Source organism: Maritalea porphyrae (assembly GCF_027213965.1).
GTDB classification, from domain to species: Bacteria; Pseudomonadota; Alphaproteobacteria; order Rhizobiales; family Devosiaceae; genus Maritalea; species Maritalea porphyrae_A.
In genome coordinates this window covers 400,432-413,153 of record NZ_JAPWGX010000001.1, presented here as the reverse complement: position 1 = coordinate 413,153, position 12,722 = coordinate 400,432, and the positions used below count along the sequence as shown (strand labels likewise).

18 protein-coding genes are annotated in these 12,722 nt (G+C 51.2%); 17 read left to right on the top strand and 1 reads right to left on the bottom strand.

Annotation, left to right across the window (positions count from 1 at the left end):
• Nucleotides 1-2: 2 nt before the first annotated feature.
• Nucleotides 3-2,027, bottom strand: coding sequence for a transglycosylase domain-containing protein (locus O4H47_RS02290; RefSeq protein WP_269392316.1), 2,025 nt, complete (start codon nucleotides 2,025-2,027; stop codon nucleotides 3-5).
• Between the two features lie 260 nt (nucleotides 2,028-2,287).
• Here O4H47_RS02290 and O4H47_RS02285 point away from each other — a divergent pair, with 260 nt between their 5' ends.
• From O4H47_RS02285 to O4H47_RS02205, 17 genes are all read left to right on the top strand, one after another.
• Nucleotides 2,288-2,746 (top strand): YcgN family cysteine cluster protein, encoded by a 459-nt coding sequence (locus O4H47_RS02285; RefSeq protein ID WP_269392315.1) that lies wholly within the window; start codon nucleotides 2,288-2,290, stop codon nucleotides 2,744-2,746.
• Between the two features lie 147 nt (nucleotides 2,747-2,893).
• A complete protein-coding gene (locus tag O4H47_RS02280; protein WP_269392314.1) occupies nucleotides 2,894-3,307 on the top strand; it encodes a helix-turn-helix domain-containing protein in 414 nt (137 codons plus the stop codon).
• Nucleotides 3,294-4,559 (top strand): DNA-packaging protein, encoded by a 1,266-nt coding sequence (locus O4H47_RS02275; RefSeq protein WP_269392313.1) that lies wholly within the window; start codon nucleotides 3,294-3,296, stop codon nucleotides 4,557-4,559. Before O4H47_RS02280 ends, O4H47_RS02275 begins: the two co-directional genes overlap by 14 nt.
• An 18-nt stretch (nucleotides 4,560-4,577) precedes the next feature.
• On the top strand, nucleotides 4,578-5,783 hold the full coding sequence (locus O4H47_RS02270) for a phage portal protein (RefSeq protein ID WP_269392312.1): 1,206 nt from the start codon (nucleotides 4,578-4,580) through the stop codon (nucleotides 5,781-5,783).
• Nucleotides 5,784-5,972: a hypothetical protein gene (locus tag O4H47_RS02265; RefSeq protein WP_269392311.1), complete on the top strand. Its 189-nt coding sequence runs from the start codon at nucleotides 5,784-5,786 to the stop codon at nucleotides 5,970-5,972.
• Between the two features lie 175 nt (nucleotides 5,973-6,147).
• Entirely contained in the window at nucleotides 6,148-6,627 is a 480-nt protein-coding gene (locus tag O4H47_RS02260; protein ID WP_269392310.1) for an HK97 family phage prohead protease, read from the top strand.
• Between the two features lie 9 nt (nucleotides 6,628-6,636).
• On the top strand, nucleotides 6,637-7,875 hold the full coding sequence (locus tag O4H47_RS02255; RefSeq protein ID WP_269392309.1) for a phage major capsid protein: 1,239 nt from the start codon (nucleotides 6,637-6,639) through the stop codon (nucleotides 7,873-7,875).
• Nucleotides 7,876-7,957: 82 nt separating this feature from the next.
• Nucleotides 7,958-8,536, top strand: coding sequence for a head-tail connector protein (locus O4H47_RS02250; RefSeq protein ID WP_269392308.1), 579 nt, complete (start codon nucleotides 7,958-7,960; stop codon nucleotides 8,534-8,536).
• Nucleotides 8,533-8,886 (top strand): phage head closure protein, encoded by a 354-nt coding sequence (locus O4H47_RS02245; RefSeq protein ID WP_269392307.1) that lies wholly within the window; start codon nucleotides 8,533-8,535, stop codon nucleotides 8,884-8,886. The genes O4H47_RS02250 and O4H47_RS02245 overlap by 4 nt, the downstream gene beginning before the upstream one ends.
• A 4-nt stretch (nucleotides 8,887-8,890) precedes the next feature.
• On the top strand, nucleotides 8,891-9,292 hold the full coding sequence (locus tag O4H47_RS02240) for a DUF3168 domain-containing protein (RefSeq protein WP_269392306.1): 402 nt from the start codon (nucleotides 8,891-8,893) through the stop codon (nucleotides 9,290-9,292).
• An 11-nt stretch (nucleotides 9,293-9,303) separates the two neighbouring features.
• Nucleotides 9,304-9,720 (top strand): phage major tail protein, TP901-1 family, encoded by a 417-nt coding sequence (locus tag O4H47_RS02235; protein ID WP_269392305.1) that lies wholly within the window; start codon nucleotides 9,304-9,306, stop codon nucleotides 9,718-9,720.
• Nucleotides 9,720-10,037 (top strand): gene transfer agent family protein, encoded by a 318-nt coding sequence (locus O4H47_RS02230; protein WP_269392304.1) that lies wholly within the window; start codon nucleotides 9,720-9,722, stop codon nucleotides 10,035-10,037. The genes O4H47_RS02235 and O4H47_RS02230 overlap by 1 nt, the downstream gene beginning before the upstream one ends.
• Nucleotides 10,038-10,241, top strand: a complete 204-nt coding sequence (locus O4H47_RS02225; RefSeq protein ID WP_269392303.1) for a rcc01693 family protein — start codon at nucleotides 10,038-10,040, stop codon at nucleotides 10,239-10,241.
• On the top strand, nucleotides 10,234-10,785 hold the full coding sequence (locus tag O4H47_RS02220; RefSeq protein WP_269392302.1) for a phage tail tape measure protein: 552 nt from the start codon (nucleotides 10,234-10,236) through the stop codon (nucleotides 10,783-10,785). Before O4H47_RS02225 ends, O4H47_RS02220 begins: the two co-directional genes overlap by 8 nt.
• Nucleotides 10,785-11,402, top strand: a complete 618-nt coding sequence (locus tag O4H47_RS02215; protein WP_269392301.1) for a DUF2460 domain-containing protein — start codon at nucleotides 10,785-10,787, stop codon at nucleotides 11,400-11,402. Before O4H47_RS02220 ends, O4H47_RS02215 begins: the two co-directional genes overlap by 1 nt.
• A complete protein-coding gene (locus O4H47_RS02210; protein WP_269392300.1) occupies nucleotides 11,399-12,289 on the top strand; it encodes a DUF2163 domain-containing protein in 891 nt (296 codons plus the stop codon). The genes O4H47_RS02215 and O4H47_RS02210 overlap by 4 nt, the downstream gene beginning before the upstream one ends.
• Nucleotides 12,286-12,720, top strand: a complete 435-nt coding sequence (locus O4H47_RS02205; RefSeq protein WP_269392299.1) for an NlpC/P60 family protein — start codon at nucleotides 12,286-12,288, stop codon at nucleotides 12,718-12,720. Before O4H47_RS02210 ends, O4H47_RS02205 begins: the two co-directional genes overlap by 4 nt.
• Nucleotides 12,721-12,722: the final 2 nt, after the last annotated feature.

Below are 12,722 nucleotides of genomic sequence, written 5' to 3'. Positions count from 1 at the left end.
GATCAACCTAATGGAGATTGGAGTGGTGGATTGGTATTTTCAGCTGTCGGCGCACGGTCGAACACAAGCAAAAGATCTTCTAGTTTACGTTCGAGTTTTCGCAACTTCTCACCTGCATCAGGTGTGAGAGTTGGCGGCCGGACAAGCTGTGGGCTTTGGTCATCGCCATTTTGTTCGGTGCTTACCTCAACAGCAATATTGTTAAAATCAGCGCCAATAAGGTTGGCAACCTTTATATTTGAATGAGCATAGACCATAAACTTTTGCCAAGTCTGTGCCGGCAAGCGACCACCTGTCAAATTGTTGGTTTTGGTGTAGTCATCGTTGCCATACCAAACCGCGGCAACATAGTTGCCCGTGTAACCGGCAAACCATGCATCGCGATAGGATTGGGTTGTACCAGTTTTGCCAGACGCAGGGGTTCCGGGGACGTCAGCGCGACGGCCCGTGCCAGACGTCACCACTGCGCGCAGCATTTCGTTGATCCCAGCAACGGTCTCGGTCTGCAAAATCCGTTCTTGAGCGATGTCTTTTTTCGCGTCAAAGACAACGTCTCCGCGCAAGGTTGTGATACGGCTTATGCCAAACGCCTTGGCTTTGTAACCGCCGTTGGCAAAAACGGCATAAGACGATGCCATGTCCAAAACGCTGACTGAGATTACACCAAGCGCCAAAGAACGGGTAACTGGAAACGAGTTCTGAATGCCCATCTTGTGCGCAAGGTCGGCGATGGGTTGTCTGCCTGTGGCTTGAGACAAACGCACGGGGACTGTGTTGATAGAGCGCGCTAAAGCGCTTTTTAGCGTTACCCGCCCCGCGTAGGATCGCCCATAATTCTTCGGGCACCAATCGCCAATGCAAATCGGTGCGTCTGTGATTACAGTATTGGGGCGGAACTTGCCCGTTTCCAATGCTGTTGCATATACAAAAGGTTTGAAGGACGAGCCGGGCTGGCGCGTTGGGCTGGTGGCGCGGTTGAATTGGCTCTTACCATAGTCTTTCCCCCCAACCATTGCTCGCACAGCGCCGCTTGGCTCCAAAACTACCATCGCGCCCTGTTGCACGTTGAAAGCTTCGCCTTCTTCTCGCAAAATCGAAGATATGGAATTCTCAGCGTGTTTTTGCAGCACAGGATCGACCGTTGTGCGCACGACGAAAGCGGTGCCGATTGGATAGTCTTTGATAATGGTTTTGACTTCGCCAAAGGCCCAATCCAAGAAGTAGTTTGGCGATTCTACATTTTCAAACCGTTCGATAGCGGCGGCCGGCGAGAGGCGCGCAGCGGTAACTTGGCCTTCGGTCATAAAGCCAGCTTGCACCATATTGGTCAAAACGTCATTCGCCCGACCTCGCGCTGCGGCCAAATCAACGTGTGGAGCGTATTTGGTGGGCGCCTTAAAAAGGCCAGCCAACATAGATGCTTCCGCAAGCGAAATATTCTGCACTTTTTTGCCAAAGTAATATTCAGCGGCTGCAGCAACACCAAAGTTTCCGCCGCCCATATAGGCACGGTCAAAATAGAGTTTGAGGATTTCGTCCTTGCTGTAATGTGTCTCCAGCCAAAGTGCCAAAAATGCTTCGTGCAATTTGCGTGTTATGGTCTTTTCTGAAGACAAGAACAGATTTTTGGCCAACTGTTGGGTAATCGTGCTGCCGCCTTCAACAAACGATTGGGCGCGCGCGTTGGTGACCATTGCGCGACTTATGCCCATTATATCAATGCCGAAATGCTCGTAGAACCGACGATCTTCGGTCGCCAGCGTAGCGTTGATTAAATAGTCCGGCAAAGTCGCAAGCTCAATACTGTCGTCTGTTCGAATGCCGCGTCGACCTATTTCGTTGCCATAACGGTCAAGAAACGTAATGGCATAATCATCAACCTGATTAAATTCGCCGCTTGCGGTAACTTGAAACGAGGGCAGCGCAAGGGCTGTCATCAGCACAAGACCCATGGCAAAAAATGTCAGACCGTCGGATATGATTTCGACCAAGAAACGTCTGAACCCGGTGACCCGAAATATCGACATAAAATCGCCGAAGCGTTGATAGCCGTGGCCAATCGCTTGAAATGTCTCGTAAAGCGAGGAATCCAGCCAAGAATCAAGACGAATAAATCTTGAAGTTCTCCGCCCCTTTTTCTTTTGGTAGAATGGATCCGACACAGTTTTCCCTACAGTCGCCACGCGTGAACCTTGGATTAAGGCCTTGAGCCTTAACACTAAGTGCATTATGCCATCATTGATACAATTGATGGCGCAATTTCTCGGCTTAAACAAGGCGATTTACAATGAATTTTTGGGAAGAAAAATCGCTAAACGAGATGACAGATTCTGAATGGGAATCTTTGTGCGATGGCTGCGCGCGCTGTTGCCTGATCAAATTGGAAGATGAAGACACTGGCCAAATTGTCACTTCCGACGTGCATTGCTCGCTGATGAATGAAGACACCTGCGGTTGCACGGACTACGCAAATAGGCAGACACGTGTGCCAGACTGTATCAAATTGACGCCTAAAAACGTGCCAGAGATCAGTTGGATGCCAGTGACCTGTGCGTATCGCCGTCTGTCTGAAGGTAAGGGTCTGGCCTGGTGGCACCCACTGGTTTCCGGAGATAAGCAAACCGTTGTAGATGCAGGCATTTCCGTTAAAGGGCGATCCATTTCTGAAGCCAAAGTGCGCGAGGAAGACTGGGAAGACCACATCGTCGGCTGGCCCGATTTTGACCCAACCGAAGAGCCGGAATAAGAAAAATTACCCCAAATAGGAAAATAGTCCTTGACTGCGTGACGGTTGTTTGATAGGTTTTGGGCATGGTCGAAGTAGTGCGGCCAACAACAGCGACCCGCGGCTGCGTGAGGTTGCTTTTTTTATTCCAAAATCGAGCAGGTAATTTTGACTTCATCCAATTTTGATTGGAGTGATATCGCACGCGCTTATTCCAAGGGTGAGTGCACGGTCACCCAAATTTGCGAGCAGTTTAAAGTCTCGCGCTCCAGCCTATATCGGCAAGCGCGTATTGAGAAATGGCCAAAACGAACGTATTCGAACCGTTATGAGCAACAAGATTTTTTGGATCACATGTTTTGTGTGCTCAACAAACAACTCGATCAGGTCGACAATCGGATCACGGCACAAGGTGCCGTTGATGCAGTGGCATTAGGCAACATTGCAAAGACGTTTGAAAAACTCACAGAATTGCGCGATGCAAACAAAATCAAGCCAAAAGCAAAACCCAAAAACGGTGCTGCTGCGGCATTGCGCGAACTATTGGCCCAAAACTTTGAACGGCTGAATGAAACGGGTTGAACAATTGCTCTCCCAACTCTCACAGGTTGAGTTGGAAGCCTTGCAGTTCGATTGGACCATTTGGGCGCGTCAGTCTCAATTGCCTCCAAAAGGGGATTGGACCACTTGGCTTTTGCTTGGGGGGCGCGGTGCGGGCAAAACCCGGGCAGGGGCCGAATGGGTGCGGGCCAATGCCACCGGTGCGGTGCCAAAGAGCCCAATCGCCCTGATCGGTGAAACAATTTCTGATGCGCGTGCTGTAATGGTTGAGGGACACTCAGGACTAATGGCAATTCATCCTTCAGCGGATCGGCCTGTTTTTAACCGGACGCGAAACGAAGTTGAATGGTCAAATGGCGCCATCGCCCGACTATATTCAGCCAGTGACCCAGAAAGTTTGCGCGGTCCCCAGTTCGCATCTGCTTGGTGCGATGAGACGTGCAAATGGCCAAACGCCGATGACGCTTGGGACATGCTGCAATTCTGTTTGCGTATAGGAGAGCGGCCACAGCAATTGGTCACCACAACGCCAAAGCCCATTAAACTGCTTAAGCGGTTAATCGACGATCCAATGACCTGTGTGACGAAAGTAAAAACCGCTGAAAACAGACACAACCTTGCGCCTTCCTTTTTGAGCAGCATCGTAAACCAATACCGAGGCACTTCGCTTGGCAGGCAAGAACTAGAGGGTGAGATTTTACAAAGTAACGAAGACGCGCTGTGGTCGCGCCAACTGATCGATTTGAGCCGAGCACAAGTTGCACCAGAACTCGAACGTATAGTCATTGCCGTTGATCCACCAGTTTCGAGCCACGCAAAGTCCGATAAATGCGGCATTGTGGTTGCTGGATTGCTAGAGGAGTGCGTGTATGTTTTGGCCGATGCGACCATAGCGCGCGCATCACCACTTAAATGGGCAAACAGAGTGGCCGAATTATACGAACATTTTGAAGCCGATTGTGTGGTTGCAGAAGTCAATCAAGGCGGTGACTTGGTGGCCAACGCTTTGCATCAAGTCAATCCAAGCCTTCCGGTGAAAAGCGTGCATGCTAAACGCGGAAAATGGCTGCGGGCAGAACCGGTTGCACTGCTTTATGAACGCGGCAGTGTGCGCCATGTGGGCATGTTTTCGGAATTGGAAGATGAAATGTGCAACTTCGCCGCAACTGGTAAAGCAAACGGGCATTCCCCCGATCGGCTTGATGCGCTGGTTTGGGCTGTGACCGAACTCGCATTGGTGCGGGCAAACCGACCACGAATAAGAAACATTTAGATTATCCAAGGGGTTTCCATGGGAAACATTTTTGTCCGCTTGTTTCGGCAGCGGGCGATTTCGCCTGCCGAACGAAAATCAGCACATTCATTTATTTCAATGATCGATGCTCAATCTGCAAGTTGGTCTGGGCGCTCATACGCCTCATTTGCGCAGCACGGTTTGATGAAAAACCCGGTCGCGCATCGCGCTATGACGTTGGTGACCCAAAATGCTGCACGCGTTCCGCTTTTGGTGGATGATCAAGGCGAACGCTTAGCAACGCACCCGGTGCTCGAGTTGCTTGGGCGGCCAAATCCGGACCTTTCTGGACCAGAATTGATTGAGACAATTTTCTATCACCTTCAACTAAGCGGCAACGCGTTTTTGGAGGTGTTGCAGTTTGAAGACGGCAAATATCAGATTTACCCATTGCGCCCTGATCGGGTAACGCCGGTTGTGGGGGATGATGGTTGGATCAAGGCTTACGACTACAAAGTTGGTACGAAGAAACGCACGATAACACCAAGCAAACACAACCCCGTGCCAGTCATCCATTTGCGCAACTTCCATCCTACCAATGACCACTCGGGTTTGGCACCAATTACTGCAGCAATGGATGCTGTGGACACCCACAACAAAGCCTGTGAATGGCACAAATCGCTACTTGATAATGCGGCTCGGCCATCAGGTGCGCTGATTTATAGCGCGGAAGCGGGCAACCTGACGAAAGATCAATTCGATCGCCTTAAGTCGGAACTAAACGATAGTTTCCAGGGGGCGGCAAACGCTGGTCGCCCGATGGTGCTGGAAGGGGGGCTGGATTGGAAAGCTCTGTCAATGTCGCCACGCGATATGGACTTTATCGAAACCAAAAACAGCGCTGCCCGCGACATCGCGATGGCGTTTGGGGTGCCCCCGATGTTGCTATGTCTTGCCGGAGACAACACCTATGCCAACTATCGCGAAGCAAATCGCGCATTTTGGCGCCAAACCATAATCCCGCAGGTGATCAAAACCTGCGCGGCTCTAAGCCGTTGTCTGCGCCCCATTATTGCTGGGGACTGGGCACTGGTGCCTAACTTTGAAGCCATTGAGGCCGTTGCGGATGAGCGGCTGGCCAATTGGGCAACGATCGACACCATTAATACTCTTACTGACGATGAGAAGCGCGAATTAATTGGGCTTCCCAAACATACTTTTAGCAAAACGAGCCCAGATAATTTGGGCCACAGGGAGGACTAAATGACAGAAATAACTCAAACATTTGCACAGCGTGGCGATCTTGCACACCTGGCGCTTTTTTTGTGGGCGAGCAGCACGAGTGCGTTGCTGGTGTGGGTTCTAAAAGAACTCGCCGCTGCTAATCGGCGCTTTGATCATTTCGTGAATGAAATCGCAGCGCTCAACAAGCTTTTTAAGCGCAAGAGTTGAGGGTTTTGATGATGAAGGAAAAAGCAAATATGACAAGTAATGCGCAAAATGAGTTTCGACAATTTGCTTGGAACTTGGCTTCAAGCATATCCAAGGTGTCAACAGCAAAAAGCCAAGTGAGTAAAACGCGCACCCCCGCGCGTACCGCTGTCCCAAAGCGCGTGCGCGCCAAATAATGAACATCAAGATAAGTGAAAACGGCGTCTTTTCGGGCTATGCCAGCATTTTTGGCAAAATCGATCAAGGCGGCGATATTGTTGTGCGCGGTGCGTTTGAAAACTCGCTGCGCAAACGCGGCACGGCCAACATTCGCATGTTGTTTCAACACGATCCAAAAGAGCCTGTGGGTATTTGGCAATCGATCAAGGAAACTGATGTTGGCCTCAAGGTCGTTGGCCGACTTAGTGACGATGTTGCCCGAGGGCATGAACTCATCAGCCTCATCCGCGATGGCGGCATTGATGGGTTATCCATTGGTTTTCGCACGCTTCGAGCATCAACAAAATCAAGGGCCGCAGCGCGTCGCCTATACGAAATCGACCTATGGGAAATTTCAATTGTGACCTTCCCAATGCTCGACGTGGCGCGGATTTCTGCGCCTCAGCTTGCGCAAAACATCAAACAAGCGACCAAGCTACTAACCTCAACCCAATAAGGAATATCGATGACCACCAAACCGTCTCACGACTTTGAGGTGAAGGCACACGCACGTGCTGACGCCACTGATGACGTCACACATTTGTTTGACGATTTCATGCATGCATTTGAAGAGTTCAAGTCAACAAATGACGCACGTTTGAGCGCTATTGAAAGCAAAAAAGAAGACATTTTGCTTGATCAAAAACTGGACCGTTTGAACCGCGCGATGGACAGCCAAAACACAACAATGCAAAATCTGCTGGCCAAGCAAATGCGCCCAAGCCTAGCACCAAGCAGCGTTTTGTTGACAGGTGACAACGAATATAAAGATGCCTTTTCCGCCTATGTTCGAAAGGGGGAAGAAAAGTCACTGTCTGCTGGATCAAACCCTGATGGCGGTTACCTGGTGCCTGCCGAAACCGACATGGACATCGGCCGTCGACTGGCAGCTATTTCGCCAATCCGCTCGATTGCCAGCGTGCGACAAGTTTCGTCATCGGTTTATAAAAAACCTGTGGCCACTTCTGGGCCAGCGGTTGGCTGGGTCGGCGAAGCCGATGCTCGCCCAGAAACGACCGCTTCAACTCTGGCCGAAATCGAATATCCGACCACTGAGCTTTATGCCATGCCCGCAGCAACCGCGAGCTTTCTTGATGATGCGGCGGTTGATGTTGAGCAATGGATTGCTGAAGAGGTTGAAGCAGCCTTTGCAGAGCAAGAAACAGCGGCTTTTGTTTCAGGTGATGGCGTTAAGAAACCAAAAGGTTTCCTCTCCGCCCCGCAAGTTGCCGAAGCCAGTTGGACTTGGGGGAGCGTGGGCTACATGGCAACAGGGCAGGCAGGCGCTTTGCCAGCATCAAACCCGAGCGATGTGTTGATCGACCTGGTTTACGCGCTGAAGGCGGGCTACCGACAAAACGCCAATTGGGTGATGAACCGGCGTACGCAAGTCCAATTGCGAAAAATTAAAGATGCGGACGGCAATTACCTTTGGCAGCCAAGTCATCAGCCCGGCATGCGCCCAAGTTTCATGGGCTTTTCCTTGGTTGAAGCTGAAGACATGCCAGATGTTGGTGCGGACACTACCCCGATTGCCTTTGGCGACTTCCGCCGGGGCTATCTGATCGTTGATCGCTTGGGCGTCAATGTGATCCGCGACCCATATTCCGCCAAGCCATACGTGCTGTTTTACACCACAAAACGTGTCGGCGGCGGTGTGCTGGATTTCGACGCCATCAAACTCCTCAAATACTCAGCCAGCTAGTCCTCCAATAGCTAGCTGAGTTTGCCGACCCAAACTGTTCCCCTCCCGGGTTTGGGTCGGCTCTTTTTTCAAAGGAGATGTAATGACGTCTTTTCTTCTAACAGGTCCCGCCCTTGAACCAATATCGTTGGACGACGCGAAGACCTTTTTGCGGGTCAGCGATGTTGTGGACGATCAATTGATCTCAACATTAATCGCGGCGGCGCGGGTGCATGTGGAAACACTCACCAGACGCGCCATGATCACACAGATTTGGCGCAAGGTGCTCGATAGTTGGCCCCTGAACAACCAAGTTGAATTGCCCCTGGGGCCATTTCAAAATCTGGTGGCGGTGCGTGTTTTTGATGGCGATGGTAATCCAACACTTTTGCCGCTGACCCAATTTGTTGGTGAGGATCAAACCGCACCCGCGCGCATCATATTACCCAGAACAATCAATGGTCAGCCCAATTTGCGCGTAAATGCCGCCATCGAAATTGACTACCAAGTGGGTTTCGGCACCGGCCCAGATGATGTGCCGGAAGACTTGAAACAGTCTTTGTTGACCCTCATCGGGCATTGGTATCAGCACCGCGAAGCAGTGGTGATGGCGGGCAGTGGGGCCATTGTGCCACTTGGGTTCGACCAACTCATCGCACCCTACAAGGTGATGAACCTATGAGAGGGCGTACACCAAATCTGGGAACGCTAAACCGCCAAGTTGAGGTGCTGAGCAGAACAACGCAAACCGACCAAAGCGGTGGACAAACCACAACCTATTCCAGTTTGGGCAAGGTATGGGCACTTGTCGAAGAACGTCCCGGTGGCGTGCAATACAGCGCCGATGGGATCGTTTCGGGACGTTCTGTTCAGGTTACAGTTCGGTTCCGCATAGATATCAAAGCCGGTGACCGCTTGGTGGTCGACGGAAATCAACTCGATATCGACCATGTTGCCGACCTTAATGGCCGCCGTGCATATGTGGTTTGCACTTGCTCGGCGATCACAGCGGTTGGGTCTCGCTATGAATAGCGCCATGCGAAATTTGCAAACAACGCTGGTGACTGCATTGAAAGCAGATGCAGGACTTTCCGCCCTAATCGGCGCAAACCGCATTTTTGATGCTGCGCCCAAAGCGTTACGACCGCCCTATATTGTTATTGGCCGCCACGACGCAGATTTGCGGGATGCGCAAGAGACGCAGCTCACAACGCACTTGATCGATTGGCACATTTGGCTCAGCGGGCCGCACCGATGTGATGGGTTGAACATCGCGGAGCAGCTTTGCTCCGTGCTTTTCAGCGTTGAAACACTAGATGGCGGCGCGACGCTCGTTCAGTCCAGAAATATGCGCACTGAAAGCGCCATTACGCCGCGCAACGGATGGACCAGAATTCTCGTTCAAACGCAATTTAAACTCGACATTTCTACAGTCTAAGGAACAGCCATATGAGCGCACAAAGCGGTCGCGACATGCTGCTAAAATTGGATGAAACTGGTGCTGGTGGCTTTGCCACCGTCGCTGGTATCCGCACGCGTCAATTGTCATTTAACGCACAGTCCATTGATACGACAGATTCATATTCGTCAGGTCAGTGGCGCGAGCTGCTTTCAAGTGGCGGTATCAAAAAAGCCTCCCTGTCTGGCGCAGGTGTGTTCAAAGATGCGAGTTCAGACGCCAAAATTCGCGAACTGTTTTTTGCAGGCGAATTGCGCAATTGGCAATTGATTTTGCCCGACTTCGGCACCATCGAAGGATTATTTCAAATCACTGCTCTTGAGTTTTCCGCAGACCACACAAGCGAAGTTTCTTTTGACATTGCACTGGAAAGCGCCGGGCTCATTACATTTACGGTGACCCCATAATGGTGAACACCATGCGCGGCGAAGTTGAAGCCAAAATCGACGGGAAGAGTTACACCCTGTGCTTAACGCTCGGGGCGCTTGCTGAACTTGAAGCGGCCCTGCAATCAAATGATTTGAACGGTTTGGCTGAACGATTTGAGAATGGTCGCATTTCGGCCCGTGATCTGATTGCCATAGTTGGCGCTGGATTGCGGGGCGCTGGCAATGCCATTTCAAATGATGATTTGGCAAAAATGAACGTTGAAGGCGGTGCCGCGGGTGCTGCGAAAGTAGCGGCAAAATTGCTGGCTGCTGCATTCGGTGAGCCGCATCAATAGATGCAAAATTTCCCTTGGCAAGACGCGGCACGCATTGGGTTTGGCCTATTGCGCCTGTCGCCGCACGCGTTTTGGCAGCTTACGCCGCGCGAGTTGCTGATGATCGCAAAGGCCTTCGGCATTGGCGCTGAACACAGCCTGGATCGACAAGCGTTTCAACAACTGGCGAACAAATTTCCAGACGAGGACAAACCAAATGAGTGACACAGAGCGCACTAAGAATTGGCGCGATGAACTTGGCGATGCTGAGATTGAGTTTGAACGCATAAAAACCCTAGCCGACAATGTTGGCGACACCATAACCAACAGCTTTGCAAACGCGATCAGCAAGGGCAAATCGCTAAAATCTGTACTTAGAGATATCGGCATGAGCTTTGCAGATATCGCTCTAAAAGCCGCGCTAAAGCCGGTTGGCGGCATGATCTCTGAACTGGTGCAAGGCGTGTTTAGCGCAACCAATCCAACTTTGCCCAAAGTACAAGCATTTGCAAAAGGCGGGGTGATCAACCGGCCGACATTCTTCCCAAATTCTGGCGGTATTGGCTTGATGGGGGAAGCGGGGCCCGAAGCCGTTCTGCCATTGCGCCGAAACAGCGCGGGTCAATTGGGTGTTGCGGCAAATCCGGCACCTCCCGTGCATGTTTCAATGACTGTGAAGGCCAGTGATGCGCAGAGCTTTCAACGCGCCGAAGCTGAGATTGGTGCCTCATTGCTGAATGCAGTGCGGCGAGGACAAAGGGCAAGTTAATGGCATTTCATCATGTTAGGTTTCCGCTTGATATTGCTTTGGGCGCACGTGGCGGTCCGCAATGGGCCACCGATATCGTTGAGCTTGCATCGGGCGCTGAAGAACGAAATGCGCGTTGGGCACACTCTCGGCGCCAGTACGATGCTGGATTTGGCGTCAAATCTAAATCCGACCTTCGCAGCGTCCTCTCCTTTTTTGAAGAGCGACGCGGTAGTTTTCACGGGTTTTTGTTTCGCGATCCCATTGACCATTCGTCTAGCGAAGGCGCGCCAAATGCAACGGACCAAACAATTGGTGTTGGAGATGGCACAAAGTCGGATTTCCAACTGACCAAAACCTATGGGGCGGCTTTTGACCCCTATGTGCGGGTGATCAATAAGCCGATAGCCGACAGCGTCGTTGTGGCACTAGACGGCAACCCAACAACTGATTTTACGGTTGATGCGACCACTGGGATTGTAAGTTTTTTGACGGCGCCCCATGCCGCATCTGTTATCACCGCCGGTTATGATTTTGATGTGCCTGTACGTTTTGCCAATGATCGATTGGATGTAGAGGTCACAAGCTTTGACGCAGCGTTGGCGCCCTCCATAAAACTGATCGAGATCCGTCAATGAAAAAACTAGATGCAGCGTTTGAAGCGCACATAAAGTCCGGCGCCACAACACTTTGCAACTGTTGGCTGATGACCAAAAGGAACGACCAAGTTCTCGGTTTTACAGACCATGATCAAGTGCTCGAATTTGATGGGCATGAGTTCCATCCTACCGCTGGGTTTTCCCCTTCTGCCACAGTGCAAAAGGGGGAGAGCGCCATTGATACCTCAGATGTGATGGGGTGGTTGGATGATGATAGAATTTCACCCCTCCATATCCGCGATGGGCAATTCGCTGGGGCAACTGTTGACACGTTCAAAGTCAATTGGCGTGACATTAGCATTCGACATCACTTCCGCCGAGACTTTATTGGCGAGGTTTCCGAAAAGGATGGTGTGTTTCGGGCCGAGTTACGCTCACAACATATTGCGCTCAATCAAGTGCGTGGCAAACTATATCAACGCACATGTAATGCCAGTTTTGGCGACGTGGATTGTGGCGTCGATGCCCTTTCGCTTGACCATTCTTCGACCTGCACAATCGAGCAAATTATCGGGGTAAATGAAATTGTCGTTTCAGGTCTGCAAGGCCGAGCAAATGGATTTGCGGATGGTGGTCATATAAAGTGGCTGACAGGTGAACGCAAAAACCGCGCCTTGCAGATTTTGCGCCACATTGCGGGTAATCCAAACCATTGTCTTTTTGTTGACGAAACAGACAATGAACTGGCGCAAGTTGGTGACACCGTTCGCGTCACTGTGGGTTGTGACAAACACTTTTCGACCTGCAAGGCAAAGTTTTCCAATCACTTGAACTTTCGGGGGTTTCCACACATCCCTGGTGAGGCATTTATTCTTAAATATCCAAGTGCCGACAACCCATTGGATGGTCGGGTGTTGGTGAAATGAATGCGCCAAATTTGCGGGCTGTCCAAGCCGCTAGACTTTGGATCGGAACACCGTACCGTCATCAGTCTGCACAGCAAGGGGCAGGGTGCGATTGTCTTGGACTAATCGTTGGCGTTTGGCGTGCATTAAACGGCGCGCGCGCGTTTGAGTTACCACCATATTCGAACAATTGGCGGGACCGCTCACACGCATCAGCGCTGAAGGCACTTGCGCAAAAACATCTCTATGAGGTGGACAAAGCTCCGTTGGTTCAAGGCAGCGTTGTATTGATGCAATTGCGCTCAGGTTTGCCCGCAAAACATTGCGCCATCATAGCCGATGATGATCACTTCATTCACGCACAAGAACGTATCGGGGTTGTTGAAGTGCCGCTGAGCAATTGGTGGCGAAGACGTATTGTCGCGCAATATAAATTCCCAGAAAGGCCCTAATT